The 19,433-nt window shown below is 71.8% G+C and carries 13 protein-coding genes and 2 pseudogenes; 10 read left to right on the top strand and 5 right to left on the bottom strand.

Annotation, left to right across the window (positions count from 1 at the left end; genetic code table 11):
* Window positions 1–35: 35 nt before the first annotated feature.
* On the bottom strand, window positions 36–1,379 hold the full coding sequence (locus IEZ11_RS13565; RefSeq protein ID WP_189262941.1) for a helix-turn-helix domain-containing protein: 1,344 nt from the start codon (window positions 1,377–1,379) through the stop codon (window positions 36–38).
* A gap of 634 nt (window positions 1,380–2,013) precedes the next feature.
* Here IEZ11_RS13565 and IEZ11_RS13560 point away from each other — a divergent pair.
* A complete protein-coding gene (locus IEZ11_RS13560) occupies window positions 2,014–2,778 on the top strand; it encodes an NPP1 family protein (RefSeq protein WP_189262940.1) in 765 nt (254 codons plus the stop codon).
* A gap of 160 nt (window positions 2,779–2,938) precedes the next feature.
* Window positions 2,939–4,906, top strand: a complete 1,968-nt coding sequence (locus IEZ11_RS13555; protein WP_373294902.1) for a WD40 repeat domain-containing protein — start codon at window positions 2,939–2,941, stop codon at window positions 4,904–4,906.
* A gap of 14 nt (window positions 4,907–4,920) precedes the next feature.
* Here IEZ11_RS13555 and IEZ11_RS13550 read toward each other — a convergent pair whose 3' ends face one another.
* Complete coding sequence (locus IEZ11_RS13550; protein ID WP_189262938.1) at window positions 4,921–5,976, bottom strand: hypothetical protein; 1,056 nt, start codon at window positions 5,974–5,976, stop codon at window positions 4,921–4,923.
* A gap of 370 nt (window positions 5,977–6,346) precedes the next feature.
* Here IEZ11_RS13550 and IEZ11_RS13545 point away from each other — a divergent pair, with 370 nt between their 5' ends.
* The 3 genes from IEZ11_RS13545 to IEZ11_RS13535 all read left to right on the top strand — a co-directional run bounded on the left by IEZ11_RS13545 (window position 6,347) and on the right by IEZ11_RS13535 (window position 8,600).
* Complete coding sequence (locus IEZ11_RS13545) at window positions 6,347–6,787, top strand: hypothetical protein (RefSeq protein ID WP_189262937.1); 441 nt, start codon at window positions 6,347–6,349, stop codon at window positions 6,785–6,787.
* Window positions 6,788–6,932: 145 nt separating this feature from the next.
* A complete protein-coding gene (locus IEZ11_RS13540) occupies window positions 6,933–7,883 on the top strand; it encodes a hypothetical protein (RefSeq protein WP_229712994.1) in 951 nt (316 codons plus the stop codon).
* 120 nt (window positions 7,884–8,003) lie between these two features.
* Entirely contained in the window at window positions 8,004–8,600 is a 597-nt protein-coding gene (locus IEZ11_RS13535; RefSeq protein ID WP_189262936.1) for an HAD family acid phosphatase, read from the top strand.
* A 21-nt stretch (window positions 8,601–8,621) separates the two neighbouring features.
* On the opposite strand, the gene IEZ11_RS13530 is transcribed toward IEZ11_RS13535, so the two are convergent.
* On the bottom strand, window positions 8,622–9,950 hold the full coding sequence (locus tag IEZ11_RS13530; protein WP_189262935.1) for an aminotransferase-like domain-containing protein: 1,329 nt from the start codon (window positions 9,948–9,950) through the stop codon (window positions 8,622–8,624).
* 77 nt (window positions 9,951–10,027) lie between these two features.
* On the opposite strand from IEZ11_RS13530, the gene IEZ11_RS13525 reads away from it, so the two are divergent.
* Together IEZ11_RS13525 and IEZ11_RS13520 are read left to right on the top strand one after the other, a co-directional pair.
* Window positions 10,028–10,834, top strand: a complete 807-nt coding sequence (locus tag IEZ11_RS13525) for an alpha/beta fold hydrolase (protein ID WP_189262934.1) — start codon at window positions 10,028–10,030, stop codon at window positions 10,832–10,834.
* A 405-nt stretch (window positions 10,835–11,239) separates the two neighbouring features.
* Complete coding sequence (locus tag IEZ11_RS13520) at window positions 11,240–13,195, top strand: FUSC family protein (protein ID WP_189262933.1); 1,956 nt, start codon at window positions 11,240–11,242, stop codon at window positions 13,193–13,195.
* A gap of 224 nt (window positions 13,196–13,419) precedes the next feature.
* On the opposite strand, the pseudogene IEZ11_RS51935 reads toward IEZ11_RS13520, so the two are convergent.
* Window positions 13,420–13,509: pseudogene (locus IEZ11_RS51935) on the bottom strand (hypothetical protein); the annotation flags it as partial.
* 321 nt (window positions 13,510–13,830) lie between these two features.
* Here IEZ11_RS51935 and IEZ11_RS13510 point away from each other — a divergent pair.
* From IEZ11_RS13510 to IEZ11_RS51930, 3 genes and pseudogenes are all read left to right on the top strand, one after another.
* On the top strand, window positions 13,831–15,717 hold the full coding sequence (locus tag IEZ11_RS13510) for a VWA domain-containing protein (RefSeq protein ID WP_189262932.1): 1,887 nt from the start codon (window positions 13,831–13,833) through the stop codon (window positions 15,715–15,717).
* 152 nt (window positions 15,718–15,869) lie between these two features.
* Window positions 15,870–17,591 carry a methionine--tRNA ligase gene (metG, locus tag IEZ11_RS13505; protein WP_189262931.1) on the top strand — a complete coding sequence of 574 codons (1,722 nt, stop codon included), beginning with the start codon at window positions 15,870–15,872 and terminating at the stop codon, window positions 17,589–17,591.
* A 146-nt stretch (window positions 17,592–17,737) separates the two neighbouring features.
* Window positions 17,738–17,851: pseudogene (locus tag IEZ11_RS51930) on the top strand (polysaccharide pyruvyl transferase family protein); the annotation flags it as partial.
* A 41-nt stretch (window positions 17,852–17,892) separates the two neighbouring features.
* Here IEZ11_RS51930 and IEZ11_RS13495 read toward each other — a convergent pair.
* Complete coding sequence (locus IEZ11_RS13495; protein WP_189262930.1) at window positions 17,893–19,245, bottom strand: pectate lyase family protein; 1,353 nt, start codon at window positions 19,243–19,245, stop codon at window positions 17,893–17,895.
* Between the last annotated feature and the right edge of the window lie 188 nt (window positions 19,246–19,433).

The following is a 19,433-nucleotide window of genomic DNA, read 5'->3' as shown; positions in this document are numbered from 1 at the left end:
GCAGATCGCGGGACGGCTGCCGGGCCCGCTCGGCCCTAGAGCGGTGGCTGTGCCGGTGCCGGTCCCAGGGTGGTCGTGCCCGGGGCCGTACGGTGGCCGAGTCCGGTGCGGTAGGCGTCCAGTGCGGCCTCCACCCGGCCGGTACGGCGCAGCAGGTCGCCCAGCAGGCGGCACAGGTCGGCCAGGTCGCCCGCCGCGCCCGCCCGCTCCAGCAGGCTCAGCGCCCGTACGTAGTGCTCCTCAGCCGCCTCGGTGTCCCGGGCGTCCTCGGCGATGATGCCGAGGAGGCGGTGCGCGGCGGCCGAATGGACCGCGCCGCGCTCGGAGTTGAAGTCACCGAGCACGTCGTTGAGGAGTTCGGCGGCCTCGTCCGACTTGCCCCGGCGGTGCAGGACGTCGGCCAGTTCGACCGCCGCCTGGCTGCGGTACAGGGCGGCCCGGGTCTCCGACAGCATCGCGAGGGCCTCCCGCAACTCCCTCTCCGCACGCTCCAGTTCGCCGTTCTGGGCATAGACGTAGCCACGCATCCAGTGGCAGTTGGCGAGTTCGGTGCGGAGCTGGAGCTGGCGGTACAGCTCGGCGGCCTTGGCCAGGGACGCGTCGGCCTCGGCGACCCGGCCCTCGGCGAGCAGGGTGCGGGCGACGGAGCGGTGCATCCGGGCGATCAGCGCGGGGTCGCCGGCCTGCGGGGCGAGGGCGAGGGCGAGTTCGGCGGCCTGGGCGGCGCGGGCGTGGGCGCCCATGTCCATGTACGGGCCGATGGCGGAGGCGTACAGGAGCAGCAGCGCGTCCGGGTCGTGCAGGCCGCCGCGGTTCAGTTCGTCGAGCGTGGTCTCCAGGAGGTAGACGGCGTACCGGAGTTCACCCGCGAGGTAGTGGCTGACCGCCCGGCCGCGGATGGCGGGCACCCGCACCGGCAGCGGTTCTCCGGCCGTCCACAGCTCGGCCCGCTCGAAGAACTCCCTGGCCCGCCCGAGCTCTCCGGTGTCCAGGGCGCACTCGCCCATCCCGAGCAGCGCGGTGGCCTGCTCGACCGCGAACCCGTGCGCCTCCGCCTCCTCGAAGAGGGCGGCGTACTGGGCGGCGGCCGCCTCGGCCTCGCCGTTGGCCAGGGTGCGCTGCGCCTCGGTGAGCCGTAGCCGCAGATCGGTGGCGAGGTGGGCGGGTCGCCCGCTGGCCAGCTCCTCGAAGCCGACGCCGAGCCGGCCCGCGATATGCCGCAACGCCTCGTCGGAGGCCCGTACCCGCCCGGCCTCCAGCGTGGAGATGTAGGCGGGTGTGTAGGCCGGTTCGGCCAACTGCCGCTGGGTCAGACCGCGTTCGGTGCGCAGTTGCTGCACCCGTCGGCCTATGGTCTCCGGATCGTCCCGTTCCTGCATCTTGTCATGCCCCCCAACTCCCCCTGTGCCTCTTGCCGTTGAGCTCTGCCTACCCCTAGGTTAAACCGCGAATTAAACGTGCTTAACCCGCCCCTGTCGTTGCGAGGTCGCCGTGCCCGGACGCACATCCGCACGCCCCACCGCAAGCCCCGCCGCACTCCCCCCGTCTCGAATCCGCTCGATCGGGGGGACCCCCGTCGCCCGTGGTGTCGCGGCAGCCGTGATCGCCGTGGCCGCGCTCATCACCGCGGCCAACGCCGGCCCGGCCAGAGCGACGGACGGCTCCCCCGGTTCGCCCGCCGCGGCGACCGCCCGGCACACCACCGGCCGCTAGGAGCCCGCCCGCGCCACCGGGCCGCCGCCCCGTCACTCGCACCGCCCGCACCGCCCTCACCCCCTGATCGCCCCCGGCGGGACCCTCCCCCTGTCCCGCCGGGGGCTTCACGCTGTGCGCGCTCGTTGATCAGTTCCGCGAATTGCCGCTCCCTGTTTGACGGAAAGCCCTTCCATTGAACGCTCAACTTGCCAATCTTGGTTCCCGCACCCGGATGTCATGTCCGGGACGAAAGGACCGTACCAACGGACCGCGTCACCACACCCGCACACCCCCCGGACCGTCGACTGGAGCCCCCCGATGTCCCGAACCAGGACCCGCCGCCTCGGCCGTGCCGCCGCCGTCGCGGGCAGCGCCGCCGCGCTCACCCTCGCCCTCCCCTTCAGCGCCTCCGCCGGCGTGCTGCAGAACCTCCCGGAGAACGCGACCACCTTCCAGAAGTTCTTCGAGCCGCTGTACGACTACGACACGGACAGCTGCTACCCCGCCGCCGCCATCGACCCCGACGGCAACCTCAACGGCGGCCTGAAGCCGACCGGTTCCATCACCGGCAGCTGCCGCACCGGCCATCTCGACCACGCCAACACCTACTCGCGGGCCAAGTGCAACAACGGCTGGTGCGGGATCATCTACGCCAGCTACTTCGAGAAGGACGAGGCCTCCCCGGGCATCGGGCACCGCCACGACTGGGAGTGCATCGTCGTCTGGGTCAAGCAGGGCGCCGACTACCCGTCGTACCTGTCCGCCTCCCAGCACGGCGACTTCGAGACCGAGGCGGTCGCCGACGTGCCGATGAGCGGCCAGCGCGTCCAGGTCGTCTACCACAAGGACGGCCTGAGCACCCATGACTTCCGGTTCGCCAAGTGGGGCGAGACCCCGGAGAACGACGACGCCGCCTGGCACCAGGAGAACCTCCTCACCTGGGACAACATGGCGTCCAACCTGCGCGACATCCTGAACGCCTCCGACTGGGGCGACGCGAACCTCCCGCTCCAGGACGCCAAGTTCGACGACCACCTCAACAAGGCCAAGCCGAGCGCGATCACCTTCGACCCGTACGCCTGAGCCCGCCTGAGCCGCCCCGGGAATCCCGGATGCCGATTGTCAGTGGCATGACCTAGTCTTCATCAGATCCGCCACACGCGGCCCACAGCACACTCATATGCGTGGGCCGCGTTCCGTGGTGCCACTTCATTCGATCCGGGGGGTTCGAATCACCGTGCGTATGCGCACCGTCACGGCCGCCACCAGCCTGGCGGTTCTCTTCAGTTCCGCGGCCCTGGCCGCCACGCCCGCCTTCGCGGACACCACCGCGATCCTGCCGGTCAGGTCGACCGGTGACATCGTCGTCGACGGTGTCCACCAGCAGGTCTTCATCAGCGACCCGAGCAACGGCAAGATCGTCGTCACCGACTACTCGGGCCAGGTGCTCAAGCAGCTCAGCACCGACTTCTCAGGGGTCACCGGCCTCGAACTGTCCGCCGACTCGGGCACGCTGTACGCGGCCGTGCGGGACCTGGACGCGATCGCCGTCATCGACACCGGCACGGACACCGAGACCACCCGCTACCAGGTGGGCGACAAGCCGCGCAGCGTCGCGCTCGCGGGCGGCAAGCTCTGGTTCGGCTACGGCGGTGCCGCCGAGGGCAACATCGGCTCGGTCGACCTGACCGGCGACCAGCACGAGGTCACGCTCAACCAGGACAACAGCTGGTACTCGGCTCCGATCCTGGACGCCGCGCCGGGCTCCGACGTCCTGGTCGCGGGCGACGAGGACACCAGCCCCGCCGCGCTGACCAGCTACGACGTGTCGTCGGGCACCGCGACCCAGCAGGCCCACATCCGCACCGACGGCAGCAACGTCAGCGACCTCCAGGTCACCCCCGACGGCAAGGACGTCGTGGTGGCGAGCGGAGCGCCGTACTACCACCAGGTGTACCGGACGTCCGACCTCGCCGAGGACGGCAAGTACACCACCACCGCCTACCCGAACTCCGTCGCCATCGCGCCCGACGGCACGGTCGCGGCCGGCAGCTTCGCCTGGTACGACCCGGACGTCTACATCTTCCACCCGGGCAGCAGCGAGGCCGTCCACACGTACGACTTCCCGAACACCGGCAACTCCAGCGGCGCGGACACCCTCGCCCCGGCCGGCCTGGCCTGGGCACCGGACGGCACCCGGCTGTTCGCGGTGACGTCCAACGACGCGGGCGTGTACTCCCTGCGCGAGTACGACGGCCCGGCCAAGGCCGCCACCACCCTCACGGTGAACGCCCCGGCGTCGGCGACGCGCGCCAAGAAGCTCACCGTCACCGGCAAGCTCTCCTCGGCCGTCGCACTGCCCGCGGGCACCAAGGTCACGGTCACCCGTACCGACCTGGACTCCCCGAACGGCAAGGCGCTGCCCTCGGCCACCGTCGCGGCCGACGGCAGCTACTCCTTCGCCGACACCCCGCCGGCCGGCGGCAAGGTGACGTACAAGGTCTCCTACGCGGGCGACGCCGACCACACGGGCGCCTCCGCCAAGGACACCGTGGACGTCTCGCGCGCCAAGCCGACGCTGACGCTGAACAACAACGGCAAGGTGTACTCGTACGGGAAGGACGTGAAGTTCACGGCCCATCTCGGGACGACGTACAAGAACCGCACGGTGGAGATCTGGGCCGACCCGTTCGGCTCGGACAAGCCGAACAAGCTGGCGAAGTCCGGGAAGGTCGACTCGCACGGCAACCTGTCCGTGGTCCTCGACCTCAAGCGGGACACCAAGGTCACCGCGAAGTTCGCGGGCGACGCCCGCTGGCAGTCGCGGTCGGTGTCCAGCACGGTGGGCGCGAAGGTCAGCGTCTCCATGGCGGTCAGCCGCCAGTACAAGACGAAGAAGGCCTGGGGCCAGACCTACTACTACTTCCACAAGACCAAGAACCCGCTGTTCACGACCAAGATGCCGTACTACGGCGGCCGGGCCCAGCGGTTCGACTTCCAGGTCTACTACCAGGGCACGTGGTACTCGGACACCTCGCAGTACTTCGCGCTGGCCACCAGCGGCGTCTCCCAGGTCGAGTTCACCGGCAACCACAAGGAGGACGTGGGCTGGCGCTTCCGGGTCCGCTCCGACTACATCAACGGCTCGTCCGGCGACACCGTCAACTCCACGACGTACGGCGCCTGGAAGTACTTCACCTTCACGAGCTAGCCGCGTGCCGGGCCTCAGCTGGTCTGCAGCTGCCGGAGGTGCTGCTGGACGTTCTCCAGCGCGCCCTCCCGGCGGCCCGGCACCCGCAGTCTCAACTCCGCCAGCGCGGGTCCGAGTTCACGGGCCCGCGCCGGGTCCTTGATGGCCCCCCACTGGTGGTGGGCGCGGTCCACGGCCGCCTCGACGGCCGGTGCGTCGGCGGGCTGCCCCGCGGCCAGCCGGGCGCGCGCCACGGTCAGCCAGGTACGGCAGCTGCGTGCCGCGTCCCCCGCGAACATGGCGAGGTCGGCCCGTACCTCGGACCAGTGCAGGGCGTCCTCGGAGGCCGGCCCGTGCGCCCGCGCGGCGGCCTCCTCCCAGCGGCCGGCGAGTTCGTCCGCCTCGGCGTGGCGCCCGCTCCGCACGGCCCCGCTGATGGCGTCATGGGGATCGCCGCTCTCCGGGGTGTGCGTGCTGAGCAGCAGGTCGGAGGCGAGCTCCGGGCCGAGCCGGGCGAGCGCCTGCCGGTGCAGCTCCGCCATCGCCGGCCGGTGCCCGCTTCGCAGCACCGTCGCCACGGCCTTCATGTACGACGGCGGGCGGACCTCCCGCCGGGCGGGCGGCGGCGCGATCCGCCCGTGCACGGCGTTGTTCCGCCCGGAGTCGAGGGGCGCGGTGCGCAACAGCTCCCAGGTCTCCGGATCCGCGTGCAGATCGAGCACCAGCGTCGTCGCCCCGGCCGGCCGCAACCGCAGCTCCTCCCGGACCCAGTGCCAGGGCAGGGCGGTGTAGCGGACGGTGGCGGGGGTGGTCCGGGCGAGCGCCAGGTGCGGCAGCCGCTGCCTGCGGTCCAGGTGCAGCTGGCCCGTGACGAACACGGTCAGCGGACCGGGGGCGGCCGCGGCGGCCCGCAGCCGGGTCAGCACGGCCTGCGGCTCCAGGGGGTCGGCGAGTTCGACGACGTTGGCGGTCTCGGTGCCGGAGAGGACCGCCGGGGGCACGGCCGCGAGCACGGGGAGCACGGAGGCCGCGTCCACCAGACGCGCTTTGCCGGTCGGCGAGGCCGCGAGCAGCAGCACGGTTCCGGGCATCGTGCCCTCCCCCTTTGTTCCCCGTTTCCACTTACGCCAGCACGGTAACCGCTGCGCCTGCAAAGCGAACACCACAGCCGGCCTTTCCCTCCACACCCGCCACGCGGCGGCACCGAACTCGCCGATACCGGGGACCAGGACGATCCAGGAGACGATCCGGAACCGCTCCGTGGTGGCGAGGTCGCCCGCCGTGATCCCGGCGAGCAACGGCAGCGGCGCCGCCCAGGCGATCGGTCACGACAGCCAGGGAAACACGGGCCGGCGGGCACCGCATGTCGTACGGGATGCGGAATTGCGTGCCGACCGACTTGCCAGGCCATACCCGTAGGTGTGCTCTGGAGGGTGGGGGCGAGGAGAGAGGAGCACGCTCATGGCTCAAGCGGCACCCACGTCCGGCGGTATGCCCCGGAGCGGCCGTACGCCCGACGTGTTCAGCGCACAGATGCACGCCAGGGCCCGGGTGGCCATCCCGGTCGTGACCGGGCTGATCTACGGCTACTGGGCCGCGGCCAACCGGCGCATGGGCGGGCCCATCACCGGCTGGAACCTGCTGTTCGGCTTCCTGACCGCACTCGTCTTCGCGGTGGTGCTGTTCGGCGTGCTGACCTTCGCCCCACGCCTGAGTCGGGAACTGCACGCGGTGGTGTGGACGGCGTTCATGGGCGTCGCCTTCGGCTTCCTGTACAGCCAGAGCGGCGACTCGATCCTCCGGTCCGTCGCGATGTCGCTCGCGGTCGCGGCGGTGACGTTCATCGTGATGTTCTACCGGTTTTACACGCACGAGGACGCGGCCGGACACCGCATCCGGTAGCGGCACCCCACCTCGACGGACGGGCCCCGGCCGCCACGGCCGGGGCCCACCCGTTCGGCTCGACCTGCGCCCCGCGACACCCCCGAATGCAGTCGTCCCGCTCGCCTGACCGGCCGCCAGGGGCTTGCCTGGAGACGTGCCCCCCGTGCCCCCCAGGCCGGCACCGCCCGCACGTCTCCGGGGCGCCCTGTCGGCCCTGCTGATCGTGCTGGCCTGCCTGCTGCTGCCGTTCGGCGCGCTCGCGGCCTGGGCGGCGTACGGGCTGGCGGACACCGGGCAGTACGTCAGCACGATGGCACCGCTCGCCGACGACCCGGACGTCCGGGACGCGGTGGCGGACACCGTCGGCGAGGGCATCATGCGCGAGGTGGACGTCGGCCTGCCGATGCGCGGCACGGTGGCGCCGTTCGTGCGTGAGGCGGTCCGTTCCTTCACCCAGACCCGGGCCTTCCGGCTGGCCTGGGACGCCGGCAACCGGGCCACCCACGACGCCGTGCTGCGCGCGCTCCAGGACGAGCGCGAGGAGCCGGTGACCGTCGACCTCGCCCCGGTCACCGCCCAGGTCAAGGACCAGCTCACCCAGGACCATGTGCCGCTCGCGGCCCGTATCCCGGTCCAGCACACGGCCGTCGCCGTCCTCCCGGCCGCCGAACTGGACCAGCTCCGGAAGGGGTTCCACGTGCTCGAAGTCGCCGGCTTCTGGCTTCCCGTCGCGGCCGTCGTCTTCGCGGCCGGCGGCATCGCCCTCGCCGTCCGACGCCGCCGGGCCGTCACGGCGACCGCGCTGGGCACGGCCCTGGGCGGCGGCCTGCTCGGCCTCGCCCTCTCGGTCGGCCGCCGGCTCACCCTGGCCGACCTGCCGCCGGACGTCTCGCACCCGGCCGCGGGCGCCGTCTACGACGCCCTGACGTCCACCCTGCGCACGGTCTCCTGGCTGCTGCTCGTCCTCGGCCTGGCGGTGGCCGCGCTGACGTGGCTGGGCGGCCGGCTCCGGCGGCGCCGGCCCGCGGAGCACGAACCGGTCGCCGACACGCCGGGTTCCGCTTCCCTCACGGCGGATTCACAGTCTTCTGACCAGAACATGACAGTCACGTAACCTGCCGCTTCTCCGGCGGTCACACGGCGGGCGTCCGGGCCGACCACCGTGGCGGAACGACGGCCACCGGTACGGAACACCGGTGGCCGACGTCGACGTGAGCTGAGGAGCCCCCACCCGATGAACCGTCTCACCGTGCGCCGTGCCGCCGTCGCCCTCACGGCCGGACTCGCCCTGTCGTTCGCCGCCGCCCTGCCCGCGCAGGCCGCCGACTCGACCGTCACCGAGGCCCAGTGGCTGTCCGACGTCGCCGCCGTCACCGGCCCCGCACAGACCTACATCGACGGCCGCGCCGCCGCCAACACCTCCGGCGCCAAGCTGGCGATCGTCCTCGACATCGACAACACCTCGCTGGAGACCTACTTCGAGGGCGCCGGCTTCAGCACCCCGGCCACCCCGCCGGTGCTCGCCCTCGCCCAGGACGCGCACGCCAAGGGCGTCAGCGTGTTCTTCGTCAGCGCCCGCAGCAACCTGTTCAACCTGGTGACCAAGTCCAACCTGACGTCGGTCGGTTACACGGTCGACGGCCTGTACGCGCGCACGGTCGCCCAGCTGCTGACCGAGTCCGTCGCCGACTTCAAGACCTCCTCGCGCAAGGCGATCGAGGCGAACGGCTACGACATCGTCGCCAACATCGGCAACAACACGACGGACCTGAGCGGCGGTTACGCCGACACCACCTACAAGCTGCCGGACTACGACGGCCTGCTGGACTGACCCGGCGAGGCCGCCGTCCCCTCAGGGGTGCTGTGCCGCGAGGCCCGCCAGCGTCCGCAGCGCCCCCGCCAGCTCCGGCTCCGCCGCCGACGCGAGCCCGATCCGTACCGCGTCCGGCGTCCGCTTCGGGTCGACGCGGAACGCGGTACCGGGCGTGACCGCGATCCCGCGGGCCGCCGCGGCCGCCGTGAAGCTGTCGGCCCGCCACCGCTCCGGCAGCTCCCACCAGGCGAAATACCCCGACGGATCACCCCGTACGGCGAATCCGTCGAGCACCTCGCGCACCAGCCCCTGCCGCCGCGCGGCCTGCTCCCGCTTGGCCGACACCAGCCGGCCCACCGTCCCGTCCCCGATCCACCGCACGGCCGCCTCCAGCGCGAACGCCCCCGCACTCCACCCCCCGGACCGCACGGCGGCCGCCACCGCGTCCACCCGGCCCTCCGGTACGACGGCGAACCCGGCGGTGAGACCGGGTGCGACCCGCTTGGAGAGCCCGTCGACGAGATGCACCAGCCGGGGCGCGAGGGCGGCGAGCGGCGGCTCGGGGCCCCGGTGCAGGAACGACCAGATCTGGTCCTCCACGACCGGCAGCCCCAAGTCACTGACCGCACGCGCGAGTTGCAGCCGACGCTCGGTCGGGACAGTCAGCGACGTCGGGTTGTGCAGGGTCGGCTGGAGGTAGAGCGCGGAGAGCGGCGCGGACCGGTGCGCGGCGAGGAGCGACTCGACGACGGGCCCGTGTTCGTCCGTCCGCACCGGGACGAGCATGCCGCCGAGCCGCCCGGCGATCTCCTTGACCAGCGGATACGTCAGCGGCTCCACCCCGATCCGGTCGCCCGGCCGGACCAGGGACCCCAGGGTGGCGGCGACGGCCTGCCGGGCGTTGCCGGTGAAGAGGACCCGGCCGGGATCGGGCCGCCAGTCTCCGGTGGCCAGCAGTTCGGCGGCGGCCTCGCGGGCCTGCGGGGTGCCGTCGGCGGCGGCCGGCCGCAGGGCGTCGGTGAGCGCCTCGGGCCGGAGCAGGGCCGCGAGGGCCGGGGCCAGCAACTGCGACTGCCCCGGTGCGGAGGGGTAGTTGAGCTCCAGGTTGACCCGGGCCGCGGCACCGTCCTCCACCAGCGCCCGCCCCTGCGGCGCGACCGGCGCGGCCCGCACGAACGTCCCGCGGCCGACCTCGCCCACCACGAGCCCGCGCCGCACGAGTTCGGCGTAGACCCGCCCGGCGGTGGAGGCGGCGATCCCGTGCCGCCGCGCGAACGCCCGCTGCGGCGGCAGCCGTTGCCCGGCCCGCAGCCGCCCGCGCGCGATGTCCAACGCGATCCGGTCGGCGATCCCCCGGAAGTCGTCCACGGTCCCCCTCGCCCTCATTGCACCGAGGGCAAAGATTCTATTGCACCGAGGAGCGGCGGATCTCTAGGGTCGACCACATGCCCCCCTTCCTCACATACGATGACCACAACGACATTTGCCATCAAAAATTCCCCACCCCTCTCCCTCTCCTCCTCATCCACGGCCACCCCTTCGACCGCACCATGTGGCACCCCCAGGCGACCGTCTTCGCCCGCACCCGCCGGGTCATCGCCCCCGACCTGCGCGGCTACGGCGCCTCCCCGGTCACCCCCGGAATCACCCCGCTCTCCCGCTTCGCGGCGGACATCGAGGAACTCCTCGACGCACTGGACGTACCGGCCTGCGTCCTCGCCGGTCTCTCCATGGGCGGCCAGATCGTGATGGAGTGCTACGACCGCCTCGGCCCCGAGCGCGTCCGCGGCCTGGTCCTGGCGGACACCTTCCCCGACCCCGAGACCGCGGAGGGCAGACGGGACCGGAACGCCATGGCCCGCCGACTGCTCCGCGAGGGCATGCGCGGCTACGCCGACGAGGTCCTGGAGAAGATGGTCGCCCCGTACGCCCACCCCGACGTGAAGGCGCACGTCCACCGCATGATGGCGGCCACGGACCCGAAGGGCGCGGCAGCGGCCCTGCGCGGCCGGGCCGAACGCCCCGACTACCGCCCGCTGCTGACGAAGGTCACGGTCCCGTCCCTGGTGGTGGTCGGCAGCGACGACACGTACACCCCCGTCTCCACCGCCGAGGCCATGCACGCCCTCCTCCCCGACGCCACCCTCCGCGTCATCGACCGAGCAGCCCACCTCCCGAACCTGGAACGACCGGAGGAGTTCAACGAGGCGCTGGCGGAGTTCCTGACACGACTGAACCCACCCACCGCCTGAGACCGAACGCCGATCAACACCTCCTCCAGCCCGCCTGACGCCTGGTGCGTGGTGGCTGGTGCCTGCCCCCTGACGCCTGACGCCTGGTGCGTGGTGGCTGGTGCCTGCCCCCTGACGCCTGACGCCTGGTGCGTGGTGCCTGCCCCCCCCTGACGCCTGACGCCTGACGCCTGGTGCGTGGTGCCTGCCCCCCTGACGCCTGGTGCCTGGTACGTGGTGCCTGGTGTGCCTGGTTGTGCCTGAGGACGAAAGCCGGTCAGCGCCCCCTCTCCCAGCCCGTCCGGCGTTTGAGGACGAGGCCGTTCAGGCCGATGCGGGGGTCCGGGGGCGGCAGCCCCCGAAGCGGCCCACGACCTCGCCGTGGGCATCGCGCTCCGCCGGACACCGTCCCCCGATAATGGACGCATGTCCCGCGAGTTCCCCATCGGCCTCACTCCTCCCGACTGGCTGGTCAGGAACCTCCGGCCGCAGCAGGCGGCCCCCCTCAACTGGGCCGCCCTCGCCCGCGCCGCCCTCGGCATGGCCCTCCCGCTCGCCGTCGGGCTGGCGGTCGGACAGCCCGCGTACGGGGCGCTGGCCTCCATGGGCGCGCTGTCCGGGGTCATCGGCGACACCGCCGACGCCTACCGGATGCGGATCCTCAACATCGCGGTCCCGCAGCTGTTCGGTGCCGTCGGCGTCACCGCCGGCTCCCTCGTCTACGGCCAGGGCTGGCTGACCGTCGCCGTCATCACCGGCATCGCGCTGCTCTCCGGGATGATCTCGACGATCGGCGCGGTGTCCTCCGTCTCCGGCCTCCTCCTCCTGCTCAACTCCGTGATCGGCGCGGGCCTGCCGCTGCCCGGGGCCTGGTGGCTCACCCCCGTGCTGATGACGGGCGGCGGCCTGCTGGTCCTGCTCCTCGCCCTGGTGGCCTGGCCGCTGCGCTCGGGCGTACCGGAACGCTCGGCGGTCGCCGCCGCCTACCGCACCGTCGCCGACCTGCTGTCCGTCAGCGACTCCGACGACGACGAGACGTACGACCGCGCCCGGCGCACCGTCACCGAGTCGCTGAACCAGTCGTACGACCTGGTCCTGGCCCGGCGCGCCCGGTACCACGGCCGCAGCCGCGAACTCACCCGCATGATCGCCCAGTTGAACGCGATCACCCCGGTGGTGGAGGCCGCCCCCGCCGTCCGGCTCGCCCGCCTCGCCGGAAAGCCGCTGCCGCCCGAGGTCCCGGCGGCGGTCCTGCGCATCGCCGACGCCGTCGAGTCCGGCCGCACCGGCCCGACAGGGCTGGACCTGCCCGCGCCGGTCAACGAGACCGGCCGCGCCGTCGACCACGCCCTGCGGCACCTGGCCGAGGTCGCCACCAGCCCCGACGTCGACCCGCGCGGCATCGACGACCGCCTGGGCCGCCCCGCCGCCCTCGGCATCCGCACCGCGCGGGCCGCCCGCAACGTGGTCCTCTCCGCCAACTCCTGGCGCTACGGCATCCGCCTCGCCCTGTGCATCGGCATCGCCCAGGCCCTGGTCTCGCTGGTCCCGGTCCCGCGCTCCTACTGGGTCGCCCTCACCATCACCTTCGTCCTCAAGCCCGACTTCGGCTCGGTCTTCTCCCGGGCGCTGCTGCGCGCGGTGGGCACGGTGGCCGGGCTGGTCGTAGCGGCAACGGTCCTCACCGTCGTACCGCGCGGCTGGTGGGACGTACCGGTGATGATGGTCCTGGCCCCGCTGGTCCCGGCCCTGACCCCCCGCGGCTACGGCTTCCAGACCGCCGCCATCACCCCGGTCATCCTGCTCCTCTCAGACGTCCTGAACCACCAGGGCACGGCGCTTCTGCTCCCCCGCCTCCTCGACTCCCTGATGGGCTGCGCGATCGCGCTGATCGCCGGCTACCTGCTCTGGCCGGAGAGCTGGCGCACCCGGGTCGGCGACCGGCTGGCCGACGCGGTGGCGGACACCGCGGCCTATGTCGAGCTGGCCTTCCGGGAGGGCGCCGACGTCGCCGCCCGGGCCCGGATGCGCCGCCGCCTCTACCGAGACCTGTCCGTGATCCGCACCGAGTTCCAGCGCGCCCTGACCGAACCCCCGCCCACCGGCCGCCGGGCGGCGGCCTGGTGGCCCCTCGTCGTCGCCGTGGAACGCATCGTCGACGCGACGACGGCGGCCCGGGTCCGGGTACGGCACGGAGCGGCACCCCCGGCCCGGTCCGAGGTCGGTCAGGTGGCCCTGCAACTGCGCGAGCTGGCGGAGGGCGTCCGCCGGTCGGAGACCCTGATCGCGGTCCGCACGGACCTCACGGGCCCACCGGACAGCGTCCTGGAACCGCTGCGCCAGGAGGTGGCGGCGGCCAGGGCGATCGCCTCCCCCCACTGACCGGCTGTCCCGCTCACACCCCGATGTCGCGGCCGTCCTTCCGCCACACGCTGACGACGGCCGGCCGCACGATCTTCCCCGGCCCGTCGGGCCGGCTGTTCGGCCCGGAGCGTGAGGGCTTCGGCTTGAGTACGGTCGCTCGTTTCCGTCTGCCGCTGGTGCGGCAGGGTTGCGCCACCCGCCCGCCCCGCCTCCGCCCTGCGGCGGGGGCGGGTGGCGTTGTCGTCCCGGTCGACGACCAGGTGGCAGGCGTCGCATGCGTACGTCCGGACGTGCAGCGGCAGCTTGGCCTCCACCGCGCGGCACCCGGAACACGTCCTGGAGGAGAGGTCGGTCTCGGCGAGTGGGCCGACGTCCGGACGATCGGCAGCAGCTTGCGCACTTTACCCACTCCTTGCCAACCCTTGACGTGATCATGGCAACAAGGGGTGGCGGTGCGCGCAATGAGCCGCCGACCGAACGGGAGATGAACTACAGGCACCCGAGAGGCACTTGGGGACCGACTGGGACTCGACCGCCGTACGCCCGACAGGAGTCATCGACCCTCCCCAAGATCGCAACCTGGGGCCGCTAACCTTACGTGTCCGTCCTGGCCAGCGATTGACGGGTATCAACTCACGCGAAGGGTTGCGCACATGGGCATTCTCACTCTCCTGCGGAACGCATTCGGCAGGTCGCGAAAGCCGCGCCCGGCCGAGGCAGAGGGTGCGGACCAGCTCCCCTCGCAGTCCACGCCGACCGCGGCGGGCTCCCAGGAAACCCCGGCACCGGAATCCCCGGCCGCGGTCCCGGAGCCCCGCCCGGCGGGGACCGACGAACACGATCTGGTCTCAGCCGCTTTCGACAACGTAACGGTCCCGAAGCAGGCAACCCGCCTGATCGAACCTGAGGTGACCATCACCCCGGAGCCAACTCCAGAGGCCGCACCTGAGCCGACGACCGAGACCGGGACCAAGGCCGAGGTGACGGCTGAGCCCGAGGCCGAGACCGAGGTGGCAGCTGAGGCCGAGCCGACAGCCGAGGTCACGGCCGAGGCCGACGCCGAGGCTGAAGCTGAGGCCGAGTCGACGGCTGAGGCGACGACTGAGGCCGAGGCCGACACCGAGGTGGCGCCCGAAGCCGAGACGGCGGAGCCGGTGGCGGAAGCCGAGGCGACGACGGCTGCGGCCGAGGCCGAGGCCGACACTGAGGTTGCGCCCGAAGCCGAGGTGACGGCGGAGCCGGTGGCGGAAGCCGAGGCCGAGATCGAGGCGACGACGGCTGCGCCCGAGGCCGAGGCCGAGCCGGCGGCCGAGGCTGAAGTGACGGCGGCCGAGGCGGAGCCGACAGCACAGGTGACCGAGGAGGCGGCTTCGGAGCCGGTGGCCGAGGTCGAGCCGGTGGCTGAAGTGACCCCGGAGCCGGTGGCCGAGCCCGCCGCCGAGGTCGAGGCCGAGCCCACGACGGAACCGGCCGCCGAGGCCGAGCCGGAGATGGTGATCAAGCTGGTGCCGGAACCCGAAGCCGAGCCGGAGCCGGTCACCGAGCCGGTCGCCGAGCCGGCTGTCGAGCCGGCTGTCGAGCCGGCTGTCGAGCCGGCTGTCGAGCCGGAGGCCGAAGCGGGTGTCACGGTCGAGACCGCCCCGGAGCCGACAGCCGAAGCCGTCGCGGAACCCACTGCCGAGGCCACCCCCGAGAACACTGCCGAGACCACTCCCGAAGCCACCCCCGAGACCACTCCCGAAGCCACCCCCGTGACCACCGCCGAAGCCGCTCCCGAAGCGGTCGAGGTGGTAGCCGAGGACGTTGCCCCGGTGCTCGTCGCCGCGGCCGCCGACGGCGAGTCCGCCCCACAGGGGCCACCCGCACCCGACCACGAAACCGTCACGGGTGGTGCGGGTGGGAACACCCCGGCCGACGGCGAAGCCGAGGCCGCGCTCGCCAAGGCCGGCCTCACCGGCACCCACGCCGTCACCTACCTCGTCCTCGACCGCTCCGCGAGCATGCGCCCGTACTACAAGGACGGCTCCGCCGCGGCCCTCGCCGACCAGACCCTCGCCCTCGCCACCCGCCTCACCCCGGACGGCGGCACCCCCTCCGTCCACGTCGTCTTCTTCTCCACCGAGGTCGACGGCACCACCGACCTCACCCCGGCCTCCCCCGAGAACGCGATCGACGACGCACACGCCGGCCTCGGTCGCATGGGCCGCACCAGCTACCACGCCGCCGTGGAAGCCGTACTCGCCCACTACGACAAGCACCACAGCGCCGGCACCGGCGCCGCCCCCGCCCTCGTCGTCTTCCAGACCGACGGCGCCCCGGACGCGAAGACCCCCGCCACCCAGTCCCTCACGGACGCCGCGAAGTCCCACCCCTCGGTCTTCTTCTCCTTCGTCGCGTTCGGCGAACACGAGAACAAGGCCTTCGACTACCTCCGCAAGCTGAAGACCGACAACACGGCCTTCTTCCACGCGGGCCCGACCCCCCTGGAACTCACCGACGCGGAGCTCTACGACGGCCTCCTGATCGACTGGCGCCCGTAGGCACCCTGGGCACCCCTCGCCCCGGCCCGCACCAGCCCCCTCGTGCCGCCCGCTTCTCAGCCCGTAAAACGGGAAGCGGGCGGCATACACATGTCGGCTACGATTTCAAGGTTCGCAATAGCAGCAACAGACCGACCTGGGAGCAGCCCCCGATGGCTCGACACCTCATCACCAGCGCCCTTCCGTACATCAACGGGATCAAGCACCTGGGCAACATGGTGGGGTCCATGCTCCCGGCGGACGTGTACTCCCGGTACCTCCGCCAGCGCGGCCACGACGTCCTCTACATCTGCGCGACCGACGAGCACGGCACCCCCGCCGAGCTCGCCGCGAAGGAGCAGGGCATCCCGGTCGACGCGTTCTGCGCGCAGGCGCACGACGCCCAGAAGGCGGTCTACGACGGCTTCGCGCTCGCGTTCGACTACTTCGGCCGCAGCTCCAGCCCCGAGAACCGCGAGATCACCCAGCACTTCGCCCGCCGCCTCAACGAGAACGGCTTCATCGAGGAGCGGGCGATCCGCCAGGTGTACTCCCCGGTCGACGGCCGTTTCCTCCCGGACCGGTACGTCGAGGGCACCTGCCCGCACTGCGGCTACGACAAGGCCCGCGGCGACCAGTGCGAGAACTGCACGCGCGTCCTGGACCCGACCGACCTGATCAACCCGCGTTCGGCGATCTCCGGCTCCACGGACCTGGAGATCCGCGAGACCAAGCACCTCTTCCTCCTCCAGTCCAAGCTCCAGAACGAGGTCGAGGCGTGGGTCTCCCGCCACGAGGCGGACTGGCCGCAGCTGGCCTCCTCCATCGCCCGCAAGTGGCTGACCGAGGGCCTGCACGACCGTGCGATCACCCGTGACCTGGACTGGGGCGTACCCGTCCCGGCCGACACCTGGCCGGAGCTGGCGGCCGAGGGCAAGGTCTTCTACGTCTGGTTCGACGCCCCGATCGAGTACATCGGCGCGACGAAGGAGTGGTCGGACCAGGACCCGGAGAACCGGGACTGGAAGTCCTGGTGGTACGACGTGGACGACAGCGTCCGCTACACGGAGTTCATGGCGAAGGACAACGTCCCCTTCCACACGGTGATGTTCCCCGCCACCGAACTCGGCGTCCGCGAACCGTGGAAGAAGGTCGACTTCGTCAAGGCCTTCAACTGGCTGACGTACTACGGCGGCAAGTTCTCCACCTCGCAGAAGCGCGGCGTCTTCACCGACCAGGCCCTCGACATCCTCCCCGCCGACTACTGGCGCTACTTCCTCATCGCCAACGCCCCCGAGTCGGACGACTCGTCCTTCACCTGGGAGCACTTCACGGCGACGGTGAACAAGGACCTGGCCGACACCCTGGGCAACTTCGTCAACCGCGTCCTGTCGTTCTCGAAGAAGCGCTTCGGCGACGACGTCCCGGCCGGCGGCGAGCCCGGCGCGGCGGAGGCGAGGCTGGGCGAGCAGATCGCGGAGCTCCTCGCCGAGTACGAGGCGCAGATGGAGGCCCTGCAGTTCCGCAAGGCCGCGGCCGCACTGCGCGCCCTGTGGTCGGCCGGCAACTCCTACCTGGAGGAGAAGGCCCCCTGGCTGGAGATCAAGACGAACAAGGACGGCGCGGCGCTCACCCTCCGCACCGCGATGAACCTGATCCACCTCTACTCGGTGGTCTCGGAGCCCTTCATCCCGGCGACGGCGAAGACCATGCGCGAGGCGTTCGCCCTGGCCGGCGACACCGCTGCCTGGGTCACCGCCGACGAGGCGAGGTCGCTGGTCTCCGTCCCGGCCGGCACCCCCTTCACCGTGCCCCCGGTCCTGTTCGCCAAGCTCACGGACGAGGACCTGGAGACGTACAAGGAGCGCTTCGGCGGCGAGAGCAGCGCCGCGTAGCACCGGCGGCATCGACGGCGAAGGCCCGGCAGGAGGACGCTCCTGCCGGGCCTTCGCCGTGGGGCGACACCTCGCCCGAGGCCGGCCGCACGGACCCCTTCCCGCTCCAGCCCAGCCATGCCCTGCTCCAGGAGAACAAGGTCCGCATGCCGCTGGACCCGGCCAGCTGGATCGACGAACTGCGCGGCTTCGACTTCGCGTACGGCACCCGTATCCACGGCACTGTCGCCGCCCTGCCGGCCGGCACCCCGAGCGTCGTCCTCACCCATGACGCGCGCCGCTTCCCCCGGCACCCGGCATCTCAGCTCGCGGTGAGCACTCCCGCGCCCGCCGTCTTCGCCAGCTCGGCCGGAAGGTTCCTGGCGTTGGTCTCCAGGCCCGCCGTCAGGGTCGGGGTCCAGTTCACCGTCGTCTTGATCTTCTTGGAGTTCGCGGCGTTGTAGGCGGCGACGAGGTCGGTGGTGGTGCCGTTGACGAGGTTGCCGCTGCCCGCGACCGAGCCGGTGCCGTCGCCGCTGAGGAGCTTGGAGGTCTTGATGGAGCTGGGCACGGTCCAGTAGTTGTTCTGGGCCACGACCTGGGCCTTGGCGCGCGAGTTGATGCTGTACTGGAGCGCGTAGCCGTTGAGGGGCGTGACGTCGTAGACGTTGTTGTAGATGTGCACCTGGCCGACGCGGGTGAGCGGGGCGCGCTGGACGATGCCCTTCCAGATGTTGTGGTGGAGGGTGACGCGGAGCTTGCCGCTCGGCTCGCTGTCGCTGCTGCCGATCAGCATCGTCTTGTCGTGGCTGGTGAACTGGTTGTGCTCGGCGGTCACCAGGTCCGAGCTCTTGGTGATGTCGAGTTCGCCGTCGTGGACCTGGTACTCACGGCCGTAGTACTTCGGGTTGGTGCTGTCGAAGTGCCCGGCGTCGGTGAACGTGTTGTGGTCGGCCCAGACGTGGGTGGCGCCGCGCAGGGTGACCGCGTCGTACTCGGAGTTCCAGTTGCCGCTGTCGCCGTCGGTCGGGTCCCACTGCGGGAAGCAGTCCTCGGTGTCGGAGAACGTCAGGTTGCGGACGATGACGTTGTCGACCTTCTGGATCTGGAGCATGCCGCCGGTGATGCCGGCCTTGGTGCCGGGGACGCCGACGATCGTGGTGTTGGCGGGCACCTTGAAGACGATGTTCGCGGCCTGCTTCTTCTGCGCGGCGGCCCGTGCCCTCTCCTGGGTGCCGGAGGGCAGCTTGGACCGGCCGTACGTCGACGGGTCGAACGCCTTCAGGTAGGCGCTGAGCGAGTAGCCCGTGCCGGCCGCGTAGTCGGCGCAGGCCAGCTTCTTGCCGCTGTCGTCGGTGTTGGCGTCGATGGTGCCCTTGACCTTGATGATGCGCGGTGTGGTGTCGCTCGCCGAGCCCAGCGCCTTCACCAGCTGGGCGCGGGTGGCGACGGTGAAGGTGTGCGCGGCGTCGGCCTTGGTGCCACCGGTCGTACCGGAACCGGACGACGCCCAGCCGTCCTTGGCGGCGAGCGTCTGGTGGTAGAGGTCGGGGGCCGACGTGGCGTTGGCGCTCAGCACGAGCGCACCGGCACCGACGCCGGCGGCCACGACAGCGGCGGAGACGACGAGGGTACGGCGCTTGCGCAGGGACCGGCGATGAGAGGCAGAGGCCACGGAGGAGTCCTTACATACTTCCGAAGTACGGGCGACGGGCCCGCTCTCGCGGGCCTCACTCCTCTGTGGTCACGGAGACCGGAAAGGTTGCCGTCGCCGCGGTGGCGGACGCCGTGGCATTTTCGCCAGAATCAGGTGAACATATCGGCGGGTCAGTACCCGCGTTGTCGCATGTCCACAACACCTCC

This window comes from Streptomyces fuscichromogenes (assembly GCF_014645815.1).
In the GTDB taxonomy this organism is placed as follows: domain Bacteria; phylum Actinomycetota; class Actinomycetes; order Streptomycetales; family Streptomycetaceae; genus Streptomyces; species Streptomyces fuscichromogenes.
The sequence above is the reverse complement of the archived record's forward strand: the minus strand, read 5'-3'. Positions and strand labels throughout refer to the sequence as shown.